The sequence below is a fragment of the Coleofasciculus sp. B1-GNL1-01 genome, assembly GCF_040220235.1.
GTDB lineage: Bacteria > Cyanobacteriota > Cyanobacteriia > Cyanobacteriales > Coleofasciculaceae > Coleofasciculus.
In genome coordinates, this window is the sequence record NZ_JAVJTO010000027.1 from 1 (window position 1) to 26154 (window position 26154).

Annotated in this window: 23 protein-coding genes and 3 pseudogenes; 15 read left to right on the forward strand and 11 right to left on the reverse strand. The window is 45.8% G+C overall.

All coding sequences use genetic code 11. The features are described from left to right. From RID53_RS06135 to RID53_RS06145, 3 genes and pseudogenes are all read left to right on the forward strand, one after another. Positions 1-418: pseudogene (locus tag RID53_RS06135) on the forward strand (hypothetical protein); the annotation flags it as partial. Further along, positions 411-611 carry a hypothetical protein gene (locus RID53_RS06140; RefSeq protein WP_446387275.1) on the forward strand — a complete coding sequence of 67 codons (201 nt, stop codon included), beginning with the start codon at positions 411-413 and terminating at the stop codon, positions 609-611. The pseudogene RID53_RS06135 and the gene RID53_RS06140, both read left to right, overlap by 8 nt. After that, a pseudogene (locus RID53_RS06145) lies at positions 574-666 on the forward strand (hypothetical protein); the annotation flags it as partial. The gene RID53_RS06140 and the pseudogene RID53_RS06145, both read left to right, overlap by 38 nt. A 696-nt stretch (positions 667-1362) precedes the next feature. On the opposite strand, the gene RID53_RS06150 reads toward RID53_RS06145, so the two are convergent. Next, complete coding sequence (locus RID53_RS06150; RefSeq protein ID WP_446387276.1) at positions 1363-3636, reverse strand: cation:proton antiporter domain-containing protein; 2274 nt, start codon at positions 3634-3636, stop codon at positions 1363-1365. A 440-nt stretch (positions 3637-4076) separates the two neighbouring features. Between RID53_RS06150 and RID53_RS06155 the strand changes: the two genes are divergently transcribed. Both RID53_RS06155 and RID53_RS06160 read left to right on the forward strand, forming a co-directional pair. After that, complete coding sequence (locus RID53_RS06155; RefSeq protein ID WP_446387277.1) at positions 4077-5057, forward strand: M23 family metallopeptidase; 981 nt, start codon at positions 4077-4079, stop codon at positions 5055-5057. Between the two features lie 122 nt (positions 5058-5179). Continuing rightward, positions 5180-5734 (forward strand): late competence development ComFB family protein, encoded by a 555-nt coding sequence (locus RID53_RS06160; RefSeq protein WP_446387278.1) that lies wholly within the window; start codon positions 5180-5182, stop codon positions 5732-5734. Positions 5735-5840: 106 nt separating this feature from the next. Here RID53_RS06160 and RID53_RS06165 read toward each other — a convergent pair whose 3' ends face one another. Further along, on the reverse strand, positions 5841-6587 hold the full coding sequence (locus tag RID53_RS06165) for a L,D-transpeptidase (RefSeq protein ID WP_446387279.1): 747 nt from the start codon (positions 6585-6587) through the stop codon (positions 5841-5843). Positions 6588-6907: 320 nt separating this feature from the next. Here RID53_RS06165 and RID53_RS06170 point away from each other — a divergent pair, with 320 nt between their 5' ends. Both RID53_RS06170 and RID53_RS06175 read left to right on the forward strand, forming a co-directional pair. Then, positions 6908-7564: a sigma-70 family RNA polymerase sigma factor gene (locus RID53_RS06170; RefSeq protein WP_044204213.1), complete on the forward strand. Its 657-nt coding sequence runs from the start codon at positions 6908-6910 to the stop codon at positions 7562-7564. Positions 7565-7973: 409 nt separating this feature from the next. Continuing rightward, on the forward strand, positions 7974-8495 hold the full coding sequence (locus RID53_RS06175) for an anti-sigma factor family protein (RefSeq protein WP_446387280.1): 522 nt from the start codon (positions 7974-7976) through the stop codon (positions 8493-8495). Positions 8496-8563: 68 nt separating this feature from the next. Here the strand turns inward: RID53_RS06175 and RID53_RS06180 are convergent, their stop codons facing one another. Further along, positions 8564-8974 carry a gamma-glutamylcyclotransferase family protein gene (locus tag RID53_RS06180; RefSeq protein ID WP_446387281.1) on the reverse strand — a complete coding sequence of 137 codons (411 nt, stop codon included), beginning with the start codon at positions 8972-8974 and terminating at the stop codon, positions 8564-8566. A gap of 331 nt (positions 8975-9305) precedes the next feature. Between RID53_RS06180 and RID53_RS06185 the strand changes: the two genes are divergently transcribed. Next, complete coding sequence (locus tag RID53_RS06185; RefSeq protein WP_446387304.1) at positions 9306-10100, forward strand: LmeA family phospholipid-binding protein; 795 nt, start codon at positions 9306-9308, stop codon at positions 10098-10100. A gap of 113 nt (positions 10101-10213) precedes the next feature. Further along, positions 10214-10843 (forward strand): MotA/TolQ/ExbB proton channel family protein, encoded by a 630-nt coding sequence (locus RID53_RS06190; protein WP_446387282.1) that lies wholly within the window; start codon positions 10214-10216, stop codon positions 10841-10843. 550 nt (positions 10844-11393) lie between these two features. Here the strand turns inward: RID53_RS06190 and RID53_RS06195 are convergent. After that, positions 11394-11828, reverse strand: a pseudogene (locus tag RID53_RS06195) (ISL3 family transposase). A gap of 78 nt (positions 11829-11906) precedes the next feature. After that, positions 11907-12383, reverse strand: coding sequence for a hypothetical protein (locus RID53_RS06200; RefSeq protein WP_446387283.1), 477 nt, complete (start codon positions 12381-12383; stop codon positions 11907-11909). A gap of 322 nt (positions 12384-12705) precedes the next feature. Here RID53_RS06200 and RID53_RS06205 point away from each other — a divergent pair, with 322 nt between their 5' ends. Next, entirely contained in the window at positions 12706-14736 is a 2031-nt protein-coding gene (locus RID53_RS06205) for a cation:proton antiporter domain-containing protein (RefSeq protein ID WP_446387305.1), read from the forward strand. Between the two features lie 170 nt (positions 14737-14906). On the opposite strand, the gene RID53_RS06210 is transcribed toward RID53_RS06205, so the two are convergent. Further along, complete coding sequence (locus RID53_RS06210; protein ID WP_446387284.1) at positions 14907-15149, reverse strand: helix-turn-helix domain-containing protein; 243 nt, start codon at positions 15147-15149, stop codon at positions 14907-14909. Positions 15150-15293: 144 nt separating this feature from the next. On the opposite strand from RID53_RS06210, the gene RID53_RS06215 reads away from it, so the two are divergent. The 3 genes from RID53_RS06215 to RID53_RS06225 all read left to right on the forward strand — a co-directional run bounded on the left by RID53_RS06215 (position 15294) and on the right by RID53_RS06225 (position 17093). Continuing rightward, positions 15294-15548 (forward strand): peptide ABC transporter substrate-binding protein, encoded by a 255-nt coding sequence (locus tag RID53_RS06215; RefSeq protein WP_446387285.1) that lies wholly within the window; start codon positions 15294-15296, stop codon positions 15546-15548. A gap of 129 nt (positions 15549-15677) precedes the next feature. Next, entirely contained in the window at positions 15678-16361 is a 684-nt protein-coding gene (locus RID53_RS06220; protein ID WP_446387286.1) for an actin-binding WH2 domain-containing protein, read from the forward strand. A 33-nt stretch (positions 16362-16394) separates the two neighbouring features. Next, a complete protein-coding gene (locus RID53_RS06225) occupies positions 16395-17093 on the forward strand; it encodes a hypothetical protein (protein WP_446387287.1) in 699 nt (232 codons plus the stop codon). 264 nt (positions 17094-17357) lie between these two features. Here RID53_RS06225 and RID53_RS06230 read toward each other — a convergent pair whose 3' ends face one another. The 5 genes from RID53_RS06230 to pds all read right to left on the reverse strand — a co-directional run bounded on the left by RID53_RS06230 (position 17358) and on the right by pds (position 21936). Beyond that, the gene (locus RID53_RS06230) at positions 17358-17990 is read right to left on the reverse strand and encodes a type I restriction endonuclease (protein ID WP_446387288.1); all 633 of its coding nucleotides are present in this window, start codon (positions 17988-17990) and stop codon (positions 17358-17360) included. A gap of 223 nt (positions 17991-18213) precedes the next feature. Further along, the gene (locus RID53_RS06235; RefSeq protein ID WP_446387289.1) at positions 18214-18552 is read right to left on the reverse strand and encodes an ISL3 family transposase; all 339 of its coding nucleotides are present in this window, start codon (positions 18550-18552) and stop codon (positions 18214-18216) included. 103 nt (positions 18553-18655) lie between these two features. Next, complete coding sequence (locus RID53_RS06240) at positions 18656-19021, reverse strand: transposase family protein (RefSeq protein ID WP_446387290.1); 366 nt, start codon at positions 19019-19021, stop codon at positions 18656-18658. 256 nt (positions 19022-19277) lie between these two features. Then, positions 19278-20204: a 15-cis-phytoene synthase CrtB gene (gene crtB / locus RID53_RS06245; protein ID WP_446387291.1), complete on the reverse strand. Its 927-nt coding sequence runs from the start codon at positions 20202-20204 to the stop codon at positions 19278-19280. 298 nt (positions 20205-20502) lie between these two features. Continuing rightward, positions 20503-21936: a 15-cis-phytoene desaturase gene (pds, locus tag RID53_RS06250; protein ID WP_446387292.1), complete on the reverse strand. Its 1434-nt coding sequence runs from the start codon at positions 21934-21936 to the stop codon at positions 20503-20505. 393 nt (positions 21937-22329) lie between these two features. On the opposite strand from pds, the gene RID53_RS06255 reads away from it, so the two are divergent. Beyond that, positions 22330-23724: a DUF308 domain-containing protein gene (locus RID53_RS06255; RefSeq protein WP_446387293.1), complete on the forward strand. Its 1395-nt coding sequence runs from the start codon at positions 22330-22332 to the stop codon at positions 23722-23724. 250 nt (positions 23725-23974) lie between these two features. Beyond that, a complete protein-coding gene (locus tag RID53_RS06260) occupies positions 23975-26128 on the forward strand; it encodes a tetratricopeptide repeat protein (protein ID WP_446387294.1) in 2154 nt (717 codons plus the stop codon). Positions 26129-26154: the final 26 nt, after the last annotated feature.

Here is a 26154-nt window from a genome sequence, read left to right on the forward strand (position 1 = left end):
ATTGGTAGAAAGACACATCATCAACCGAAATCATGCCAATTGGCAGGAGGCAGATAAATTGGCATTTAAGTCAAAGAATCTGTACAACTTCTCTAACTATTTGTGCCGTCAACACTTCTTTGAGACGGGGAATCGGTATACGCTACCAACTCTCTACCATTTAGTCAAAGACAGTGAGTCTTATCGGGCAATGCCGACCAAAGTCTCGAAACAAATCATAAAAAAGCTGGTGGAGACTTGGTTTTCTTTTGTGGAGGCGAAGAAAGACTGGTCAAAGCACCCAGAAAAATACAAGAGTGAACCCCGCCTTCCTAGATATAAGGACAAGGTTAAAGGTCTCTCACATCGTCATTTACCATCACGAGTCCATATACAAGGCAGACCTAAAACAGGGACGTTGCCACTTATCAATGAGTAACATCAGTGTCCCGACTAAGGTAGAGAATATTGCCGAGGCGCGGATTGTTCCTAGCTGTAACTGCTATATTTTGGAGATTGTCTATGAAGCACCCGAAGTTGAGTTAATTCAGTCAGAGTGGGTAGTGCGAACTGGCAGGTATCAAGGTAGTCATAATCGAGGAAAGTTACACGTCAAAAACATCAGCTATTGACCTAGAGTCACCTTGCAAGCAATCAAAATATGCTGGGAAGCGGGTTAAAAGAGGTTTGTTTAAGTCCGGGAGTGGACGTGTGATTAATGCGGACATCAATGGAAGTATCCAAATTATCCGCAAGTATCTTCCAGAGGCGTTCACCGCCGAGGGAGTAGTGAGCTGTGCCGTGCAGCCAATACGGGTCAATCCAGTTTGAAAGACTGAACCTATAAGTTTCTATAAGTTTAGCTTAACGCCGGAAGCCTCACGCCATATTTGTACTCGAATTGGCGTGAGATGGATAGGTGGTCAATCGATGGGGTTCAATACCCCTGAGATTGACAACTTCCGTATCAACTCACGAATAACATCGGATTGGGTTCTCTCTGTCATTAGACAAAATTTGACGAGGTGTTCATATTCTCTATCTGATACTCGTGTTGTTACCTGTTTCATCGTTGTCAGTGTGCTTTCAATGTGCTACCATTTTAGCGTACAGGTTAAACAAAACTAAAAGCTAACCGCTTACCTGTGCATTGAACCTTGACAACCTGGAATATGGGGTTCCGTCCAGAAACAGACTACTTATAGTCGCATCTGTGGACGGGTAAAATTCCAGCAGTACAGAGGTATGAACACATCTTTGTATTGTTCCGGCGCGGAGGGGCATCCCGTGTCGTTAATAAAGCCAAGAGTCTCCTAAGCAATAGCTGGATTGTCTTGGAAGCCTACACCATACTGAGTTTAGTTGGTGTAGGAGTATGTCACTCTACACGGTGATATCCCGATCAGGCAGGGGCATTAACCACTGTTGTAATTGATTTAGGGGATAACTTCCGCCACACAATAGCAGGTGATCTTGCTGTCGGATTTCGGCATTGCCATCGGGAAAGGGGATAAACTTTCCTTCTCGGCGAATTGCCTGCACCTGAATCCCATATTGGCGTCGCCAATGGAGTTGGGACAGGATTTGCCCATGGGCGGGACTGTCTTCGGGAACTAACACCCACTGACAGGGAGTACTGGTGGCGGGATTTTCCATTTCCCCCTCTGCCAATTTCTTAAACGCAGACAGTTCATCGGGTTCACCCACCGCTAAAAGGTGATCACCTTCCTCCAAACTCACCCCAGCATCAGGATAATCGATTTCCTCACCCTCAGCCCGACGAATCGCCACCAAGCTAACCCCGGTTAAGCGGCGAATATCGGCTTGTTCTAACGTCATACCCGTCAGTGGAGAATTCTCTGGCAAATCATACCACTTACTATTCATCATCTCAGCCGCCGTCCGTAAATCGCGGGCAATTTGAGACTGAGGTTGTTCGGGGCGCAAATCCAGATAATGGGAACTGCGAATTTTTTCCATTTCCTGCTGAATCATCCAATTGGGTACACCAATTCCTGACATCAAATGTGTGGCTAACTCCAAAGATGCCTCAAACTCCGGTTGTACCACTTCTCGCGCCCCCAATTGGTACAGCAATTCGATCTCCCGATCCTTATTCGCCCGCACGACGATATCTAAATTGGGGTTTAATTCTAGCGATCGCTTTAAACATAACCGACTACTCATGGCATCCGCTAAGACAATCACCATGGATTTTGCCCGTTCTACCCCGGCTTTGTCCAAAACGTGTAAACTCGCCGCATTGCCGTAAACATAGGGAATTCCCGCGTCGCGTAATTGCCCAATCACCTGTTCTGACTGCTCAACCACCACAATCGGATAATTATGCTCTCGCATCAGTCGCACTAAATTGCTACCACTGCTTCCATATCCACAAATCACCACATGATCGTTTAGCTGTTGGCTATTAAGGGATACGGCTTTCGGTGTTTCCATCGGTTCAAAATACCGTTGTAAGGGCGGAAAATTCTCTAACCAGTTCAATGCCAGGGGGGTTAATCGTAACAGAAACGGTGTCACTATTAAGGTCACTGCTGTTGTGCCTAAAATCAACAAATAGACAGGGCGAGACACCAATCCCAGCGTCTGCCCTTCACTGGCTAACACAAACGAGAATTCCCCAATTTGAGCTAACCCCAGACCTGCCAGAATTGCTGTTCTTAAGGGATAGCCAAATAGTTTGACAATTGGTGTTATAATTAAAGCTTTGCCTACCGAAACCAGCAAAACCAATCCCAAAATTAATTCCAGGTTAGTCCACAGAAAAATCGGATCAATTAGCATCCCAATCGCCGCAAAAAAGAGGGCAGCAAAGACATCCCGCAAGGGCTCCACATAAGTCAGGGTTTGATCGGCATATTCCACCTCGGAAATCATTAACCCCGCCACAAACGCCCCCATCTCGATAGAGAGTCCTAACTGTTCCGTCAGCAGGGCAATTCCTAGACATAAACCCACAACCCCGAGTAAAAATAACTCTCGGCTTTCGGTACGGGCAAAGAATCGTAATAACGAAGGAATCAACCATATCCCCACAGCGATAGCACCAGCTGCAAATAGACCAATTTTCAATAGGGCAAGTCCTACGGCTATACCAATCACTTCAGTGGGTTGGTCTAAAGCCGGGAGTACTGCTAACATTAACCCCAATGCCAAATCTTGCACCACCAAAATCCCTAGCATGACTTGCCCATGGGGGGTTTCGGTTTCGTTGCGTTCCATTAGGCATTTAAGAACCACCGCCGTAGATGACAACGACAAAGTTGCCCCGAGAAACACACCTTGGGCGGGAGACGTGACCCAACCCATGCCCAAAGAGACTAATGTGGTAACTAAAATAGTCAGTACCACTTGGAGTCCACCACCGCCGAGGGCAATCTTTTGCACTTTTTTCAGTTCCGCCAGGGAAAATTCCACGCCGAGGGCAAAGAGCAAAAATGCCACACCAAACTGAGCCAGGGTTTCAATTTGGATTACCTCTTTAATTAGACCCAAACCCGCCGGACCCACAATCATACCCCCGACGATATAGCCCAAGAGTGGGGGTTGACGGCATAAGGATGCCAAGAGTCCGCCAGCCGCTGCTGACGCCAGAACAGATACGAAGTCGATAATCAGTCGGAAGTCTTCTTGCACCGATGCGTTATCAAAATTAAAGTGCTATATCTTTATAGGATACAAATTTCCTTAAGATTTCCAACAATTTGTTAACTCCTGCAACATTACATGTCTCTTGATATACCGTAGGGTGGGCATTGCCCACATCCGCCTCAACTTAGAGCGAAAAGCTCGGTTGAGCAAGGGTGTCGGGTGTCGGGTGTCGGTAGATCAAGGTATTCCGTGAACCTCTGGAGGGGAACTATCGCTTAGAATTAACGCTGACGACGGGAGAAATTCGTCCACTGGCATTTCCAAATATCGTGATTTTGGTGCAACGGTTGTTAGAGGGATACTGAAATGATCCTGGGAATTCAAGGATCGGCTTGGAACCTTCTGCCTTGTCTTGAAGGCTCAATTTCAAGGGAAAGTGTTAGTCTATGCTCTAGGACTATCAAGTTGATTGTTTACCAATTCTGATGAGCGCCTTGTCAAAACACTCTGAAGACATTAAAAAAGCCAGACTCAACACCCAGAGTTCAGGATTCCCCAGTCAATCCCTTTCGGTCACTCCGCGACGTTTCCGTGCCAAACCATTGGGGATCAAAGGACGGTTGACCACAGCGTTAACTGTAGGTCTAGCAACAGTTTTGGCACTCAAGAGTCAAACCGCGATCGCGCTGCAAGTGCGGGTGACTCCAGAAAGCCCTCAGTTAGGGGATACACTATCTGTGATGATTGACACAGAAACCACGACTCAACCGCCAAGCGTGTCCATCGGGCAAAAAATCTATCCCGCCTTTCCTGTCACCGCTAATCGCTATCGCGCCTTACTCCCAACCACTCCTCTGGATAAATCCGGACGTTTAGAATTTCAAGTCACTGGGGATGGTGAGGTGAGGAACCTGGCTGTATTCCTGAAAAATCGCTCCTTTCCCACCCAGCGTATCCGACTATCGGGTAGCGCCAACCGATCCGCTACAGAACTGGAACTCAATCGGGTGGCTGAGTTTAAAACATTGGTGACGCCGCAAAAGTTCTGGAATGGCCCCTTGGTCAGACCTAATGTAGGTCGAGTGTCTACGGTGTTTGGCGTGCGCCGTTATTATAACGGAGTATTCGCCGAGAATTATTATCATCGAGGCGTTGATTACGCCGCTGGAACAGGTTCACCTGTCGTCGCCCCCGCTGCCGGACGAGTGGCGTTAGTGGGACGAGAATCAGAGGGGTTTAATGTTCATGGCAATACAGTCGGAATTGACCATGGTCAAGGGGTTTTGAGTATTATGCTGCACCTAAATCAAATCGACGTTCAAGAAGGAGATTTTGTCCAAGCCGGTCAACGAATTGGTACAGTGGGATCAACGGGGGCTTCTACCGGACCGCATTTGCACTGGGGACTGTATGTTCACGGCATTGCTGTAGACCCAGTTCCCTGGAGATTTGACGGTATTGAATAATACAGGGTTTAAGTTTTTCTGAAGTTTTCCTGCATCTTATGCACTTATGGGTTTTGTTTAAGGTAAACTCTGGTAAGTCTCCCCTGATCTGAGCGGCAAATGGGCAACACAATCCAACTACCATGAGTATTGAAAAAATCGTAGAACAAGCTCTGCAAGATGGTTACTTAACCCCAGTCATGGAAACTGAGGTTGGACGTATTTGTGATACAGCATCAGAGCTTTCGATCGAAGAATATATGGCGTTGGATCGCCTGATGGGAGCGCTGTTGACGGGTGAAGTCGTCGCCGTTCCGCGCAAGCAGTTTATTAATGTGATGGAGGAGTTGGTACTCACCGAAGCGATCGCGCAAGTGGCTGAAATTGAAGCAACCAGCGATCAGGTTTTGGATGTGGGCGATATTGCTGCCTATGCTCTGAATCGACTTCCCCCTCTGTATGCTACGACAGAAGAAGGGGCAAAATACCAACGTCAACGAGCCAAAGAAGAACTACAAGAGTTGATTACTCAGCAAGTGGATACGGCGATCATGCAAAATCAGCATCGACCCGATTTTGGCTCTGAACGCCAAGCTCTTCGTAGAGGTAGCGGCAAAGATTTGTTCCAGCAGGTGAGTTCCTTACTCCAAGATTACGCGCCTAACTTTGAACCTAAATCTGATCTCAAAAGTCAATAAAGACGCAGGGGGAGCAGGGGGAGCAGGGGGAGCAGGGGGAGCAGGGGGAGATGGGGAAGCGATTTCCTAATCAACAAAGGACGAATGACGAATGACGAATGACGAATCACTTCCTTACCAAGATAGGCGTTCCGACTTGAATCTGTTCATACAACGCCTGAATATCGGCATTTCGCATCCGTAAGCAGCCGTGAGAAATCGGCTTACCCACTAGATCTTCATCATTAGTGCCATGAAAGCCTATCTGATGGTGTTCGTCAGACCAAAATCCGATCCAGCGATCGCCTAAGGGGTTATCGGGTCCAGTCGGGATTAAGTCACCCGTAATCGGTTGTCGCCAGATGGGGTTACGCTGTTTACGGAGAACCTTGAAGCGACCTGTCGGCGTTTCCCAACCGGGTTGACCCACAGCAACTGGATAGCTAGCGAGTTCTTGCTCTCCCCAGTAACTATACACCTTGGCATCGCTCAAATCCACAACTAATCGCACATCCAAAGCGACTATTGCCTGATTGATATGGGGAGTTAGCGATGATACTTGGGCGATCGCGTTTCGCTCAGAAGCACCTGGATGAGGTAGAATTAATCCGGCTAGGGGAACAGGGGAATCTAAACCCCATCTCCAATCAAGTGCCATTCGCTCTCTTATCCATTCACTGTACTTCCCCAGTGGCTGAGGTGAATCCAAGTCGTTCTCATCCTCCGTTCCATGAAATGTCCTCTGAACCGATTGGGCAATTTCAGAGGGGAGTGGTATTGATTGACGTTGTTGCCACGCCACTGACAATAATAATCCTGCTGCTCCAAAGCAAAGCAGCATCAAGCTAGTTTTTAGTGAGAAGGTTCCACCCATAATAACTTAGGAGGCTATCACAACCGAGGCAACTCTAACTTATCAAAACCACTTTATATATGACATTGGCAGCCGTCCCACCCTTTTTTCCGGATAGAAGGTCTTTCCTCTAGAAGAATGATGATAGGCTTTTCCAGATGCCATATTGGAACTTGACGGGAAACATTACCCGTTTGGAGGATGTACTTGGTACGTTTGAATAGAGATAATTGAAATTTAGTTTATTCACCCCAACCAAGCCTTTGCTAATCTAAGCGGGAACTCTACGTGAAGTCAGGCGTCTGTGAAAAGTAAGGATGTTCTAGCACCCATTACCATCCATGAGCCAATCGATTTCTCTATCCTGGTCCCCGGTTGAGGTCACACCCAATAATGTGACGGTGCAACCTGAAAAACTCTCGAACTACGATTTAATTTTGCGCTGTCAGGACGGTATTACTCCTGACCGGGCTGCTTTTGCTGAACTGCTACGCCGATATCAGTCCCATGTGGAGAAGGTTTTATACCATCTGGCTCCAGATTGGCAGGACAGACCCGACTTGGCGCAAGAAGTTTGGATTAGAGTTTACCGGAATATTAAGCGCCTCAAGGAACCCGTCAAATTTAAGGGTTGGTTGAGTCGTATCACGACCAATCTTTTCTATGATGAGCTGCGTAAACGCAAGCGGGTAGCTCCGCCATTGTCACTGGATGCACCGCGTCGGATGGATGATGGTGAGATGGATTGGGAAATTGCTGCTGATGGTCCAAGTCCGGAAGACAATATGGCAACGCGGGAATTTTACGCCCAGCTACGAGAAGCCATTAAAGACTTGCCAGAAGCATTCCGCACGACTATTGTCTTGCGAGAAATTGAAGGGATGGCTTATGAAGAGATTGCCGAAATTACAGGCGTATCCCTGGGAACCGTCAAGTCGCGTATCGCTAGAGCCCGCTCAAGACTACAATCTCAACTGCAACCCTATCTAGATGTTTAATGGTCTCCGGATGAGTTGGGAGAAATTATTTCCCTACACCAAAATTCATTCTATCATGGGATATATAACGTCTTGGGTGAAGTAATCCCAAACGCTTGAGGGCAACGGGATGAAGGGTGTAATAGTTCACCCAAGTCTTGCGTTACACTGACTAAGGTCAACTTTCAACTATTATTTGCCAAGCTGCAAAAGCTGGCACGTTAACGGTAAAAGTCAAACCTGATCAGCCAATACAGTTTAACAGTGGGGCTGGGCATCTCCTCACTATAAAACGCCAACAGCGTAATTGATAAGATTACGACCAAGGAAGCCCATACGCTCTCTCGAATAGAGTCAGTGTGGGATGATGTCACAAACAACGATAACGATCCATAATTGAGCGCTAGTGAAGACTCGGTGGTGATCTAAAATGAACTCTAATTTTGATGCTCATAACTGTTCCGGGCAAAAAGCTGCCAGAGACATGGATAGTCTACAGCGCGATCGCTTTGAACTCATCAGTGCCTACATCGATGGTGAGGTGACAGCAGCCGAGCGCTATCAAGTGCAAGATTGGTTAGCAAATGATGCCAATAGCCAGCGCTTGTATGCTCGACTGATGAAGCTACGCCAAGGGTTGCATCAGCTCCCCGTACCTGCCACTCAGGTAACCACTCAAGAGACGGCAAATCAGGTGTTTACCCGCATTGATCGCCGCCGCATACGGAACACCATGGTTTGGGGTGGCGCTGCGATCGCGGCGATGTTTGTCAGTGCCTTTTCTGGGATACTCCCTGGTAGTCAGTTTATGCCACGGTTGGCTCAAACTCCTGTAACAGAAGAGGCGGCGGAGCCTCTGATGATTGCTGTGAACCGTCCAGTTATCCAAATCCCCAAGGCGAAAAGTGCCTCGCCGGAAAATTTTATTGATTCTGCCATCTTCAACCCTTAACTATCCTGTCGCTGGCAAGAAAACAGAAAAATATCTCCCCCTTATACCCCATTTCCTTGATGGGGTATTCATAATTCAGACTTCATCGGACTCCACCAACCGGAAGAAATGAGTGTACCCCCTAAACGCTGCACTCGCTCAGGTTGCATCAGGTAAATCCAAGCCTGTCCTAACGATTGGTTCGCCAGATCATAAATAGTCACTTGTTGCCGATAATATTCATTGTCCTCTGGGTTTCGCTGCGGATTGTAGTCTTCTAGCTTATCCAAGACAGTTAAAAGGGTTGGCTCAGCGAACGTCAGTAAAAATCCCCGCACCTGATTATTCCCTGGGATCATCGCTGGATAGCCGATGGGCAAATTAAACAGTTGACCCAACGCGATCGCAGGTTGGGCAGCTATCACTTTTCCTTCACAGTAACGTTGATAATTGACTTCCCCAGGTTTGAGAGTCCCGTAAACAAACACCCGGATGGACATATTCCCCTCCTAATCCTTTGACTGTCCTGGACTAAGCTTTGAAATAATTGATAAGATTCCATGGTAGAGTTTAGGGGTTGAAGTTACGAAAACCGTTCCCTGTGACACACCGAGCGAAGTCGAGGTGTTCCCTGTTCCCTTCCCTCACCTTTACCAAAACTAATCATTCACTTCAGAAATTCTATTCCCATAGCTAGATCCCAAGTCAACCCTAGGTCTATGCTAGTTACTAATTCAGGACATCCATCAATATCCCTATCGTGAGATTGCTGAAGGCTTCACATTTTGTTACAAATGTAAAGAGACAACTCGCGTGGATAACAGGACTACTATGCTCGGTGGCTTTGCCGGTTTTACCAACCCGTCTGGTACAGATTGGGGCGAACGGATGCTCAATACCGTCGCCAGCAATACGATTCGCCACCTCTTTACTCGCAGTGAGTCTGTCGAGGTTTCGGTGCGCTGCAATCCCTCCAGTAAACTGTTGCAGGGTAGCATTGACAGTTTTAAGATGCAGGGGCGAGGCTTGGTGATCCGTAGACAGTTTCGGACTGAGGAGATGTCCTTTGAAACAGACGCTGTGTCCTTGGACTTCAGTTCTGTCCTCAAGGGTCAGATTCACCTGAAGCAACCCACCCAAGCGATCGCTCAAGTCGTGTTGACAGAACCCGATATCAACCAGTCGTTTAAAGCCGAACTGGTGCGAAAGCGTTTAGAAAATATTTCCATTCCCGAATTGGAGGATATCACTGGGGGTAAACCAATTTCCTTCACCGACGTGCAACTCAAGCTGCTTCCCAATAACCGGATTCAGCTTTTTGCCAAAGTCAACCTTCCTGATCAGGAGTTAGTCCCAATTAACATGACTTCAACTCTGGCTGTGGAACGGCGGCGGCGGATTCTCTTCAAAGATTCTAAATTTGAACCGGATACGATTCCAGAGGAATTGCGAGACACCTCTGAAGCCTTGACGGATGCCCTAGATAAGATTTTGAATAACATGGTGGATCTGGATCGCTTCAATCTTGATGGCGTTACGATGCGAATCAATCGCCTGGAAACCCAAGGACAACGACTGATATTCAGTGGTTACGCCCAAATTGATCGTATTCCTAATACTCCGTAACCATTAAGGGGGTGTAGGGTGTAGGGTGTAGGGTGTAGGGTGCGGAGGAGACAAGGCAACAAGGAAAAATTTGCCCTCTTTTCCTCTTCCCTCATCACTAATTGAGCAACTGCATGTCATTGAACGCCTTCTTTTCCTTGGGTGGGGTCGTTATGTTGCCCCTATTAGTGCTTTCTATCTTAGCGATCGCGTTAATTTTAGAACGGATCAATTTTTGGCGGCGAGTCACTCAGCGCCAGAATCGTCTGATCCGAGAAGTGCTACACCTCTACCAACAAAATCCCCCCGAAGCTTTTCTTAAGTTAGAACAAAACAGTGATCTACCGATCGCCCGAATTTTTCTAGCGGCGTTGGAACTCAAACGTCCCACTCCCGAACAATTTCGACTCGCCCTCGAAAGTGCGGTGCAAGCGGAGTTACCCATTCTCAAGCGGTTCAACACCGTATTTGAGACAGTCATCAGTGTCTCACCTCTGCTGGGACTTTTAGGTACAATTTTAGGATTAATTGACGCCTTTGCCGCCTTACGGATTGGGGATATTGGTGGTCAAACCACGGTGGGTGTGACAGGTGGGATCAGTGAAGCCTTAATTTCCACCGTCGCCGGGTTGAGTGTCGCGATCGCGACTCTAATATTTGCTAACACCTTTCGCGGATTGTATCGACGCCAACTCGCCCTGATTCAGGAGTATGGGGGAAAGCTGGAACTGATTTACCTGGGTTATTATGAGCGAATTAAATAGAAAGAGTTTTGACGCTTTGTTTCCCTCGATGGCAAGGTTTTGTGTAGGGGCGGGTTTTACGGCTACCAACCTAAGGCGGGACAAGATGAAGAAAAAAGTTGAGGGGGGCTGCGGACAATGTTCGCGTTAGCTCATCGCGAACAAATACACCTGTCTCACCAATGGGCTACCCCAATGCTTACGATAGGCTCTCCCGTACTTAGTGTGATAATATTTACTTATATTACAGCAGTTTTCAAGTTAATAGACTACAGACGATCATTGCGCTGAAAAGCAAGCCGATACAATTTTGTATTCCATAAACGTGAAAAGCGCTGTAATCGGCTATTTCTTTACTTTAGGACTCTTGCCTTGCCGCCTCTTACCTCTTGAAAAATCACCCAAATCATGCAAGCGGCAAGGTTAGAGTCCTCTTTTCCCGAAAAGAGTAAATCCCCGAAGCGGTCATTTTCTCATCTGGAATCTGTTGTCGATGACTTGACAATTGAAAAACTACTGAATAGATTGATAAATCTCGGTTTATATATCCTACTTATTATGAGCTATTGAGCTAATCAGAGAAACTAGAAAGCAAGCGAATCCGAAAATTATCAAAGTTGGTAAATCCATAACCTTGACGCATAATTAATTTAGCTTTATTGTTAATTCATTCCATTACACCACTGGTGGTACGGCTGATAAAATAGTTACAGATACCCTCTAGATGGTTACGGATCGTTTGGGCGGCTTTTGGGAAAAACACCTGAGCTTGAGCCAGCCATTTTTTCAGACGATTCCGTCCGGCTTTTACCGTTGAACTACTTTCATAAATTTCCCGAAATTCCTCTTTCAGTTCATAAGCTATTCTCAAAGAAACTGACTGATTTAATATTTCTTGAAGTTGACCTAACTCGGAATCCGTTAGGGAAGAGCGATTGGCGAGAAGTAAAAACCGACTTTTCTTGGCATTAATTCCTATCCTTTTTCTCAGTACCGCCCCATAAATACTCTCCCTCGGTTCCTCGTTGCTTTGATTACAGCGCTTTTCACGTTTATGGAATACAAAATTGTATCGGCTTGCTTTTCAGCGCAATGATCGTTTGTAGTCTACTAACTTGAAAACTGCTGTAAACAGTTGATCCGCAATCATTTCAGCAATACACTGCGCCAAACCCGACTTAATATTTTCATTCTTAGCTTCAACCAGGGTAAGCACAGGAGTCCGAATTTCATAAGAGTCGGGGGAAGCCGTCAGAATATAATCACAATATCCATTTAAACCCGCACTAGGAGCAACATTGAACTCCGACCCCGAGAAAAAGCCAATTTTAAACCCAAAGTGTCGCCGCACCTCCAAAAGCACAGGAGTAATAATTAACTCAGCCCGTGCCTTTTCAGTATTGATAGCCGTCGCCAGCGAAACATTTTCAGTTAAGGTTATTTGCAGATACTCACTGGGCAGCAGTTCGGGTATACTCGCAAATAAGTCATCCGGTTCTTCCAGACTTAACCCAAAGGATTCTCGAACTTGAGCCAGACTTTTGAAGTCACTATATGCCATAGTAATTATCCTTAGTCAGCAGTCCTTAGTCATTAGTCATTTGTCCTTTATTAAGCAGCCAGCGATGTCATTCGTCACCTAACCCATTTTATCAAGAATCATTCATAATTCAGTTAGAGCAGGTTTAGGGACATCAGGGATACTAAAAAGGGGGAAACCAAAGCTATTCGATTTCCTTCCCGGTTCCCTCCCCCAGTTCCCTCCCCTTTATAAGGGGAGGGTTAGGGTGGGGTCTGTCTCAAGGTATAGCTTTCTTTTTCTGCTTAAGTTGACACTAATGTTGTTAAACCCGCTCTACACCCTTAAAACCTCCTCATCTATGATGTATCCTACCTTAACGGCGGTTGCTTTATTTCCGAGTCCAATAACTGACCCTGTTGCCGTCTTCTTAACCATTTTGGCAATTATGTTAGTCGCGCCACTCCTGTTTGAACGGTTGCGACTTCCGGGTATTGTTGGCTTAATTCTTGCGGGTGTGATTGTTGGTCCCAATGTCTTGGGGTTATTGGAGAGAGATAGTACCATCGTCCTCTTAGGAACAGTGGGACTGTTATTTTTAATGTTCATGGCAGGACTCGAAACCAGCCTGGATGACCTTAAATATAACGCCGATAAAGCGGCAATTTTTGGTTTAGCCACCTTCTCTTTCCCCATGATTCTGGGTACGGTGGCAATGTTACTCCTGGGATATAGTTGGCTAGCATCGATTCTAGTCGCGTCTTGTTTTGCCACCCATACACTTTTGGCATTACCTATCCTCACCAAGTTGGGATTAATGCGGACACAAACCGTAACCACAACCTTGGGTGGAACGCTGATTACCAATGTTTTGGGACTCTTAGTTCTGGCGGTAGTGGTGAAAGCCGATGGCGGAAATCTCACCCTAGGATTCTGGTTGTTTCTAATTCCCGCCCTCACTATCTATACAGTAGCGACATTATGGGGTGTCCCGAAACTGGGGCGCTGGTTCTTTCGGCAATTTGGGCATGATGAAGGGGCGGAGTTTATTTTTGTCCTCGCCACATTGTTTGTCGTGTCTTACGCAGCAGGGTTAATTGAAATTGAACCGATTATTGGCGCATTTTTAGCCGGAATTGCGATTACCCAAATCATTCCTCAATTGAGTCCGTTAATGAATCGGATTCAGTTTATTGGCAATACCTTATTCGTGCCATTCTTTTTGATTTCCGTGGGTATGTTAATTGACCCGTTAATTTTAGTCAGGCAGCCGAAATCAATTTTAGTAGCATTGGTGATGATTGGCGCAGAAATGGTAAGTAAGTTTGGCGCAGCTTGGCTGCCGGGAAAGCTGTTTGGGTTTCAATTTCCGAGTATTATGGTCATGTTTGGGTTGTCCATGGCACAGGCGGCGTCTACCTTGGCAGCGATTACCGTAGCTTATGAAATTAAACTGGTGGATCAGTTAACCGTAAATGGGATAATTGCCATGATTTTAGTCACCTGTGTGGCGTCTCCTTGGATTACCGAACGCTGGGGAAAACAGGTGAAACCTCACGGACAACAGGAGGGAGGAAATCCAGGAAAACAGCCATCGTTGGCAAAGCGGGTGTTAGTTCCGGTGGCGAATCCCAAGACAGAGGATAATTTATTACAATTGGCATTAATTTTGGCAAAAACAGCCAAGGGAACTTTACTTCCGCTGCATGTTTTATCGGATAAAACCGGACTCATTTCCCCAGAGGCGAAACTGTTACAAACCCAGCTTTTAGCGGCGGCGGAACGAATTGCCCATGCAGCCGTAACTAAAGTAGAACCGATTGGGCGGGTGGATGATACGATTGACCGAGGGATTACCCGCACCGCAGCCGAACGAGAGGCGACGTTGATTATTTGCGGATGGAAGGGGTATTCGACGACTCGTGAGAGCTTTTTTGGCAGTGTGATTGATAATGTAATCTGGCGATCGCAGGTTCCGGTATTAATTGCCCGATTCTCGCAGCCGATTGAGAATACCGCACGAGTGGTGTTGGCGGCGACGGATCAGGAGACGGTATCGGTGACGTTTAAACCGACGGTGACGTTAGCGCAAAGCTTAGCAGCGGCGTTGAAAGCCACGTTTCGATTGGTGATTGTGGTGACGGGAGTCGGGGAGTTTGCCTGTCAGCCAAGGGAGTGGGGGTTGGCAACCACAAGTGAGTTGGTGCAAGTGCGGGGGAATTTTGTGCAGAATGTGTCGCGGATGGTGCAACGTCATGATTTACTGATTCTCACGGCAAGTACCCATCCCAGCTACCTTTTGGCGATTCCCACATTAGGGGGAGAACCGGAGGCGATCGCACGTACCCAGCAAGACACCTCTATCATTGTCGTACATTTTCCCATGACTAGCTGAAGGAGAACGTTTTGATTGTGTAGGGGTGGGTTTGACGACTATCGTTTCTTACCTCACCTAAATTTAACTAAACCCGCCCTGACTCCTGCACAATGTTCATCCTAGCCTGCTTGCGTTGGTTTTCCTTTCGTCAACCCAACCTACTCTATCGTCATTGAGACAAAATATTCCTACTCCTCCTCCTTATCCACTAAATCGCCGAGATAGAGTTCAATGAACATCTCAGCGGCGGCGGGATTGATGGTGTTCAGCGCTTTGACAATATCCGCAACGGTTTCGGCTGTTGGGTCTATTTTTTCATGAAACCAACGAAACACTTTATTTCGCTCAATCCCTAAAGCTACCGCCAATTTATTTTGGCTGATTTTATGGGCTTCTAGGGTCTGTTTGAGGGCTTGTCCTGCTCTTCCCATACTTCTGTCGCGCTTACCTTGTCCGCAGGACAATCGTGTCAGAGGAGCATGACCTCGTAAATGTTTCCAACTATGGTAACATCTGCTAATCTTTTAATTGTTACCAAACTTAATAACATTTTCAGCAACAATTAGGTGAATCCAATGTCTCAAGAGTTTGTTTCAAATAACCTAGAAAAAGTACCTCCCGCCCCATCAGCGACGCCAGAATCTACCGCTAGCCGTGAACCTGTAAAAATCTCGATTATTGGCTCTCGTCGAGGCGTCAAAAGTATCATTCACACCTTGTACCGCCTCCAGTTTGCTGAAGTGACGGCGTGGAGTCCCTTACAACCGACAGGTAAACCGGGTGAATTTGTGAGTATGCTGATTCGGCAAATTTCTTTTCGTTCCGAGTAACAAGAGTCTGATTGACCCATAGCTGTAGAGGCGAGTTTGACCCCCTTGTCTGCAAAACTCGCTCTCCCTGCGCTCCTGTTATAGTCGAGGAATAATGTAGAGATGCGACGGGTATACCTGGAGGATAGGATGAATCACTTTTCCAGTTTGATGTCTTTTTTACGCGATCGCAAGGCATTTCTGACCGAGGTTGAGAAGGAAATCGGACTCGATAGTAAAATTGTTTCATTATTAGTGTGTAGCGCCTCCTTTCTGGCGTTGTACGGATTGGTAATTGGGGCGTCGAGTCATTGGCTTCAGGCGATTAGTTCAGCGATTAAGTTGCCTGGTCTTTATTTAATCACACTGCTGGTATGTCTGCCCAGTTTATATATTTTTGAGGTGGTTACGGGTTCCCAGCGCAAGTTTCGCCAATATTTAGTGTTGCTTTTAGCCACCACGTCAGTGATCAGTGTCATGCTTTTGGCGTTTGTTCCTGTGGTCTTGTTTTTCCTGCTCTCGGTTAATGATTACGAGTTTTTCAAGTTACTCAATGTCGTCATTTTTGCCTTAACAGGCGTGATCGGTGTCCAATTTTTCTACCAAAGCATGAAATCGCTGCATTCTCATTCTCAAGATACGGATAAATCCCGTAATTTGAAGGTTGTGCAAGCTTGGTTATTTCTATACGGCTTTGTTGGCAGTCAGTTGGGTTGGTCACTGCGACCCTTTTTTGGTAATCCAGGAAAAGACTTTGCGCTGTTTCGTCCCTTAGAGAGTAATTTCTATGTGCATATTTTTAAAACGCTGACTCACGCTCTAGGATTAAACTAAGCCAAATACTTTCATCATCCAGGAGATACGTTCATGCTAAATAATGTAGCAGAATTGCCGATTACTCCAGCGGAATTAGAGCAAAGCGGGGGTTTAGATCTGAGTGCGGGACTGGTGACAACGGTTTACCGTGGGATATTTTGGCGAAATCCGCAACATCTGCGATCGCTTCTGTTTATTGAGGTCTTTAGTTTAGGTCTAATCCTGATTTTTGTTATGCCTGTGGGGTTTCTGGCGGTGAAGCGATCGGGGAATTTACCAAGTGATGGGACGGACATTACCAATTTATTTCTGTTATTTTTGGCGGGATCAGTCTTGATTTTGGTATTGGCAAATATTTGGCTTGTGAATAAAGCAAAACGCTGGAAATCTGTGGCTAAGTTGTTACGGCAAGTGGATAAGTACAATCGTGTAGTTAAATCCCTAGCCATGCTGAATCAACTGAGTCGGACTGAAAATAATCTGCAAGGGGATAACTCGTTAGAAGGTGACAAGGTTCTGACGGCTTTACGAGTAACTAAAAACAGTTTACTGCAAGCAATTAAGATAGAAATTATTCGCACGAAACAAGGGGTGATGGCACGACCGGATGAATTGATGGTTACATTAGAGAATAATTTAACCAGTTTGGTTGCGGGAGAACTTGATCCGCCAATGGATCAGTATGCTTGTTTGCTCGATGAAGCGCTGCAAATTGCGATGAGTGTGGAGCAACAAATGCGAGATTTGTAAGTCGATATAAAATTATGAAATAAGTTTGTTGACTTTACGCGAAAGTAAGTCTTTGAACCCGTTTTCAGTAAGCCCTAATACCCGCCAAGAACTCAAGTTCTTGGCTAAAAGCTCAAGTCGTCTTTAGACGACTCAAACTCTTATCCAGTCAGCCTGAGTATGTCAACCGTGCGATCGCATCGTGTAATTCCTCTTTTGTATAAAGGGTATTGGATTTTACCCGAATTTATTGGCTAAACCCGCTTCTACTACCGAACCCACACTCTAATCCTGGAGAACCGCAGCTACCCGCTTGAAGATTTGAAGCACATCATAAAGCTGGTTACGGCGAGGAAGAAGCGAAAATACATCAGATATATCGTACTCAGGAAATGCTTGTTGGCTTAACTTCAAAAAAGCAAACATCCCCCCATTTGTCACCATACCATAAACGGGTTGATCAGGATGACGGTTCGCCATCATATAAGCCAAAGCTTGGGGAATCGCTAACTCAATATTGAGATCACTGTGTTTAGCTTCTAGTACCACAACCCAAAATTGCTCCAACACGACCAAAAAATCTATCCGTCCCCGCAAAATCTGATCATCAACAACAGTCGTAATTTCAACCGATACTTCTGATCGCAGCTTAAACGGGAAATCATAAAAACCCGCCAATTCCAGCAAACGAGACACAACAATCAGATTGACCGCTCCCTCGGCTAAGACTCCATCGGCTCGATGATAGCGGTATCTGTCTCTAATCTGGTCTAACGTAGCTTGCTCCTGTTGGGTGAGTTCAGGCAAGTTCTCAAACCATTCTGTAAAGAATTGTTCATCTTCCGTTCGCCGAAGATTAAACTTGTTATGGACATCGTTTAGGGTTTTAATCGTTTGGGTAATTGCGGTTTGAACCATCTGTCTGGTTTTGTTGCAGTTGTTATAGTTAATTTTACACTTCGTAGTGTAGGGTGCGTTAGGCGCATAGTTTTGGCTCTCCCGTACTTAGGGTGATAAGTTTAGTTAATATAAGAGCCTTGATGCCCTAGATTTAGTCTTGGCTCGGAGCGCTAGCGGAGAGTCAAGACTAGATTATCTCCTCAAATCAAGTCTTTACCAATCTCCTCAGAATCTCTCTATATTAGGAGAAGGAACCGAGTAAACGGCTGCGCCAGTTATCAAAGTTGGTAAAGCCATAACCCAATCTCATAATTAACTTAATTTTATTGTTAATTCCCTCCATAACACCACTAGTTGTTCGACTAATAAAGTAGTTGCATATATCAGGTAAATGCTTTCGGATAGTTGCTGCCGTCTTGCCATAAAATACCTGGGCAGAAATCAACCAATTTTCCATTCTACTCATCCCCGATTCGACCGTTTTAGAAGTTTCGTAAATATCCCGAAACTCTTCTTTTATCTCATAGATCACTAACGACCGTAACAAAATTTCTGTGTCCCTTGCTTTTACTGACTTCATCTATACTGAGACGTTTAACTTCACCCCAGTTTTTTTTGAGGATTTTGAACTAACCGATTTAAAAATTCCTTCCGCTTCTTCATGCTTCTTCATAAGTCAAATCTTATTCTTGACTTATTTGTTCGATATTGCTTAGGAGAATTCGTCGATAAATATGAGATTCATATCGCCGAGTGTACCGTCGCTTCCCTGGCAAAAACTCTAGCTTTTTTGTGCAATATTTTTGGCATTGACGACAGTAGAATTGCTGACGAGGTACTCTCAAATACACAGGTTGACCAAAAATTGGTAAATCCCTGACTAAGAGTTGACGTACTTGGTGAAGTTCTTGCGTATATTTTTGACAGTGAGGGCAGTTCATCTCCTTTGTCAATATTTCTAAATTAAGACAGATAAAATCCTCATTACGAAAGTAACCTATTACAGTGACTTCTGGTAAATTCAGCAGAGAGTCAATAGAAAATTCCATCAGTAGATGTTTCCAATCTGAGAAAAATTGTTAAGTTTACTATCTTTTTAGTTAACTCGGTATTTGCTCAGATCATTGCATAGGTATAAATCAAAATCAAGGGAAATGTAGTCTTGACTCTCCGCTAGCGCTCCGAGCCAAGACTATAGTCAAGCTATTAAAACTCTGATTATTTAAACTATTTACATTAGCTAAACTTATCACCCTAAGTACCGGAGAGCCAAACAAATGACCAATGACAAATGACCAATGACAATTAAAGCGCCTGCGCCCTTAACCACGCTACTGGTAAATACAGCAACTTCCGCCCCTTAGACACATAAGCCCGTTGCGTAAATACATCATAATTATTACGCTCAATGACATCTAAAATACCCTGATACAGCATCGTAGCCGCCCAGACGGGCCAACGCGCATCCCGACTCAGCGCCCCAATACCCTTTTCTGCGTAAGTATAAAACTTACGCGCCCGTTGAATTTGGAAGCGCATTAATTCCTGCCAGCGCTCGTCCACCACTCCCTTAAATAAATCCTCTTCTGTATAATTAAATAGCGCTAATTCATCTAATGGCAAGTAAATTCGACCCCGTTGAGCATCTTCGCCAACATCGCGGAGGATATTGGTTAACTGCTTGGCAATCCCCAACGCGATCGCTTCCTCTACCGGATTCATCCCAAACTGATTATTCCAAGGCGTTTGACTCCAATCCAAGTCAAATCCTAGCACCGGACTGGTCATTAACCCCACCGTACCCGCCACACGATAGCAGTACAGCTTCAGTTCTTCAAAGGTTTGATAACGGCTGCGAGATAAGTCCATCCGTTGACCGGCAATCATATCCCGAAACGGTTGAATATCCATCGGGAACCGTTGCAACGTATCCACTAACGCCACATCCGCATCCTCGATTGGCTGTCCGGCGAAAACAGATTCTAACTGCTGTTCCCAGCGATCCAAGGTTTCCGGTGTGGTTAAACGGGCTTGGGGACCATCCACCAGTTCATCGGTTCGCCGACACCAGAAGTAGATTGCCCATATCGCACGCCGCTTTTGTTCTGGCATCAGTAAGGTAGCCAGATAAAACGTCTTGGCATATTTTGCTGTAATCTGACGACAGATTTCATAAGCCTCAGATTCAGAAACCAGCTTTCTCATGGGCGGAGATTTAGGCAATTGAAGCATTCGTTGCAGGTAATTCGGTTAGGGGCGAAGGAGTAGATCTTGGATTAAGTCATAGCAGTTAGCCGTCCAAAGAAGTCAAAAAAATGGTACTGACTCCTATAGTCGAGAAACACGTTTCCCAGAACCCAAGCTCAAGTACGCTCAAATTTAGCGGGTCAGTCTTGGAACCCAGTTCAACGGAACGCCAGCTTCCAGCCCACAGACAAAAAACAGCTTCTCGCCGATTTTAGTTCCAGGGCTTTAGCTGGGATAGTTACGGTAAAGACGGATAGTGGGGTTAGGATAATGAATTTTTCTCTTAACCCGCCCCGACAACCTCTTTACTGTCCACCTGTTTAAACACCCGTTGACTTGAGCCTCCTGATTCATGACGCCTGACAATCACCTGCGATGTCAGCTTACCAGAAAGTACGGCACCCTCCATACTGGCAAGGTAACGTTGCATGGTGTAATCGCCAGTCAAGTAAAAGTTGGGGATGGGTGTTTCTTGGGAAGGACGATGGGCTTGTCGCCCCGGAATGGCTTTGTAAACGGAACGTGGAGTTTTGACAATGTGATACTTGAGCAACTGGGCAGGGCTATCACTATCAAAATGTTTAGGGAAGAGTTTCTTGAGTTCTTCCAGCGTCGCCGCCACAATATCCTGATCGGATTTACCAATCCAATCTTTAGCTGGGGCGAGAACTAACTCCAACATCGAACGGTCAGGGTTAGCGTATTCCCGACAGGTATTGCTCATGTCAGCATACACTGACAAAAGGGGCGATCGCGAAAATAGGAGATGGTCAATATCTGTTAATTTCCGGTCAAACCACAAATGCAGGTTAATTACCGGAACCCCTTCTAAGCCTTCTAGCTGATTGAAGAACTCCATCTCTCGCCAAGGTTGAGGCATGATTAACTTTAAGGGATCGACAGGCATTGCCGAGACATAAGCATCCGCCGTCAGCACTTCGTCCCCATTTTCACCCCGAATCAAAAATCCCTGTACTGTCTGATCCGAATTGAGTAAAAATTCCTTCACCGGAACATTTAATCGTACCTCCCCACCCCTTGCCGTAATATAGTCTACCAAGGGTTGACAGAGGCGCTCCGTTGGGGAACCATCCAGGAATGCCATCTTTGAGCCATTCTTTTCCTGGAGAAAGCGATTCAGCGCCGTCAACACCACCGTTGCCGAAATTTCATCGGGGTTGATAAAATTCAGCGCTTTCGCCATGGCGATAAAGACTTGCTTTTCTACCCGTGGCGGTATAGTTTGACGCTGTAACCACTCGGAGAAGGAATATTGATCCATCTGTTCAACATACTTCTGACCATTAATAATGGCGGGAATCAAACCCAAGCCAAACCGGATCTTCTCCGACCAGGTCAGCATATCGTTATTCCGCAGAATCGCAATAATTCCATTAATCGGTGCCGGTAAATCCGGGAAATCAAACCGAGAGTAGGTACCCGGTTTCTCTGGCTGATTGAAAATCATGGTGTGGTCTTTCCACTGTAGCCGATCCTCAATCTCTAGCTCCTTAAAGAGCTGTAGCATATTGGGATAGGCACCAAAGAAGATATGTAACCCGGTTTCGTACCAGTCTCCGTCTTCGTCTTGCCAAGCGGCAACTTTTCCGCCGAGAACGTCCCGACGTTCTAGAACAATAGGGGTGTGACCTGCATCCGTGAGATATTTGGCACAGGAAAGTCCAGCTAAACCCGCTCCAGCGATCGCAACTCGCATCTGATAGTAATACTCTTTAGTTAGGTGCTTGTCGGTGTACTCTGGATTTCATTATACTTTGCAATCCGTTACATTTGGTCAAAACTGTCGCCGACTTCCTAGAATTAGCGAAGAGGCGAGGGGGTGGAGAAGCGCAGGTGCAGGGGTGCAGGGGGACTCCAGGAGCAGAGAAGAAAAATCTGCTATCTTGAGACCGCAACCTCTGGTGATTGGGAAAGTTTTGAGTGTTGAGGAGTGTAGGGACGGGTCATGAAACTTTCTATTTCGCTATTGATGATAACGTTTCTACAAAACCCGCCCTGACTAAGTGTTGAGTTAACTCCCCCATCTCCCTCATCTTCCCCATCTTCCCCATCTCCCCCATCTCCCTCACCCCCGTTCCCACGGTCATCAATGATGAACAAACCGACTCAGCTAATCTACCCTACCGTCGATCTATTCTTATATGACCTGCGCGATAGTTTCGGTCACTCTCTACCGGAAATACATCACTACCGCCACCAATTTTGGCAAAAAATCGATCCCAACTTAGACGATGACAAACTCAACCAATTAGCCGCCCTAGAAAATCCCGCAGCGGATTATGTCCAACTCTTGGTTAAGGGATTTGAATCTCCCTTAGATGGATACTATCGAGCGCTACAACTCGGAGATGCTTACGCCCTGCAAGTTAATTGTTCAGGAGATTATAAAGATCCGGAAACAAAACAACCGAATGATGAGACCCAATGCATTGAAACCTTAAGCAAACTCAAGAAAATTATTGCCTCTCACATTAATCATCAATGGGATACGGGGGAACTTCTCCCCACCCAGCAAGGCACAATTGGTCAAACGTGGTTAGTGTCGGTGCAAATTGCTGATAGTAATCAAGATCCCAAACAACTGGCTAAAGACTGTTATAAACAGCTCACGCCCAATCCGAAATGGATTCCTGAATTTAGAGAACAAGGACGATTCTTGGGGGCAAGGGTATTTGAATATTGGCATTCTCCCGATAATTGGCAGCAAGACTGGGAGTCGTTTAGTCAAGAAAACTATCATTTGATTATTTGCATGTTTCCCGCTGGCAAAAAAGTCACGGAAATTCGGCAGAATCTGTATGACATTCACTTGGATTTAATCCGCTTATTTAGCTATCGCCATAAAATTGTTTGGGCATACTGGCAAAGTCGTTGTCGTACTCAAGACTTAAAACTTCAATCTTATGAAATTCGACGTTTAGTTGCCAGTGTCCGTACTTTACCCAATCCGATTCCTGCTCAAGGCTTAAATTTAAAAGAGCTGCAATCAACCTTAATTCAAACTTTGCCCACTTTATCAGATTATGCCATGAATTTAAACGATTTAGACTATTATATGACCACGATTCAGGGGAATTTGGAAAATTATCAAAAGCGGATTCAAAAGCTGGAACGAGAAACAAGCAGCTATTTAAAATTTTTGAACCACTTTAGTGAAGTGGCAGATGAAAAATATCTGCAACAAGTCGCCACAGATAGCGCGACATTCCGTCCCGGATTACCTTTGATGGAAAATTTGATTCGGACGATTGGTAGTGTGAGTGGTATTGAACAAACCAAGAGTAATCGCACGCTGAATACAACCGTCGCGTTAATTGGTATTGGATTGATTGTCAGCAGTATCGCCGCCACGGTTTTGGTCGAACAACTACCCCCCGCCAAAGATACACCATTTTTGTTTACTCCTGTATTTTGGGGAAGTATTAGCACAGGCGTCATCGCTGTAGTGATTGCCTTTATTTTTCTGTTTCGCGATCGCCGTTAGAGGTTGGCACGTCTGGAAGATGGAGGAGATTAGGGAGTTATCAGTTATCAGTTATCAGTTATCAGTTATATCAGTTATCAGAAGCAGGGGGAGATGGGGGAGATGGGAAAATTGTGTAGGGGCGGGTTTCACTACTATTTTTTCGGTTACACCAAGATGTAACTAAACCCGCCCCGACTGTACGTAGCTTGCTTCTCGCGAAGCGAGTAGGACGAATAACGAATGGCGAATGACATAAGACAAATGACAAATGACAAATGACTATTTAGCCAATCAGTGGTTACATCAGGGAATTGAATACTTTAAGATTGGGCGCTACGGGGAAGCGATCGCGAGTTTTGAGAAGGCTGCCCAATTCCACCCCAATATGCCAGAAATTTGGTTCCATTGGGGGAATACTTGTTTTCATCTGGGATGGTTCGACGCGGCGTTGACGAACTATGAGAAAGCGATTACGCTGAAACCGGATTACTCAGAAGCCTGGTTTAATCAGGGAAATATTCTATTTAAATTAGGACGCCTAGAAGACGCTTTAGCGAGTTATGACCAAGCGACACAATTTAATCCTGATTTGGCAGTGGCTTGGGGAAATCGGGCAAGTACGCTGTATAATTTGGGACGCCACGACGAGGCGTTAGCCAGTTGTCAACAGGCGACTCACTGCCAGCCGGATTATGTGCAAGCTTGGTATATGCAAGGGTTGGTGTTGATGAATGGGGGACGAAATGAGGACGCATTAGCAAGCTTTGATCAAGCCACAAGCTTAAATTCTAACTATCTGGAGGCTTGGAAACATAAAGGCTGGATTCTGTTTAATTTAAACCGTTATCCTGAGGCATTAGAAAGTTGGCAAGAAGCGGTTTCACTACAGCCCAATGATTACGAGGTGTGGTTTCAGCAAGGGAATACATTTTATCGGTTGGAACGGTTAGACGATGCTTTAGCGAGTTATGAAAAAGCCATTACCTTACAACCTGATGCCCCAGAAGCATGGAATAATCGGGGATTGGTTTTGTTTCATTTAACTCGCTATACCGAAGCCGTGACAAGCTGTGAAAAGGCAACTAAACTACAACCCAATTACCCAGAAGCCTGGTTTCATCGCGGTAATGCCTTGTTTAGTTTAGGACGTTTAGACGATGCGATCGCGTCTTATGACCAAGCCTTGCAGCTTAAACCCGATGATTCCGCCACTTGGGGCAATCGAGGCAGTGCATTATATAATTTGGGACGGTATCGGGAAGCGGTTTCGAGTTGCCAGAATGCCACCTATTTTAATCCCGATTATGCCGAGGCGTGGTACATGCAGGGATTGGCGCTAATGCAGGGAGAACAACCCAACGCCGCGATCGCCTGTATGGATAAAGCAACAACATTGAAACCTGATTATGCCCAAGCCTGGTTGTATCGGGGTCATTTATTATTTCAATTAGGGCATTTAGCAGAGGCGATCGCCAGTTGTCAACAAGCGATAACCCTTCAACCCAACTATGTAGAGGCTTGGTCTATTCAAGGTATCGCCTTGATGCAGTTACAACGTCCCCAAGAGGCGATCGCTTGTTTGGATCGGGTGGTTGAATTGTACCCGGAACACCCGGAGGCTTGGAAACATCGGGGAACGGTTCTGTGTCAGTTGGAACGCTTAGAGGATGCGATTAGCAGTTTTGATCGAGCAATTACCCTCAAGCCAGATTACTTTCAGGCATGGTATAATAAAGGGTTACTCCTCATGCATTTAGACCGCCCAAATGCGGCTATTACCACCTTTGATAACGCCCTAGAACTGCAACCGAATTTATATCCCGCCTGGGTAAACCGAGGCAATCTATTATTACAAGAAGGGCGCTGGGACGCGGCGATCGCCAGTTATGATCAAGCCCTAGCCATTCAACCCAATTTTGCCGAAGCCTGGGCAAATCGAGGGATTGCCTTAGAGAAGCTAGGACGTTACCAAGACGCCTTAGACAGTTATGATAAAGCCTTAGCCCTACAATCCGATGATGCTAAAATCTGGAATCATCACGGAGTTATCCTCATCCAGTTAGGACGTTATCAGGACGCCTTAATCAGTTTCAGCAACGCCTTAGACAATCAGCCAGATGACCCAGAAACCTGGAATAATCGCGGCTTAGCCTTGGATAATTTAGGGCGGTATGAAGAAGCAATGGTTTGTTTTGAACAAGCGATTGAATTAAACTCCGATTATGCCCAAGCCTGGAACAATCGCGGGGTAGCGTTACGGAATTTAGGACGAGAAGAGGAAGCGATTCTATCCTTTGATCAGGCATTAGAATTAAACCCCGATTACCCGGAAGCATGGAATAATCGGGGTTTAGCGTTACGAAATTTGGGACGAGAAGAGGAAGCGAATGCCAGCTTTGAACAAGCAAATATGAAGGATTAGATAAGTTTAGGTTTTAGTGTATAATG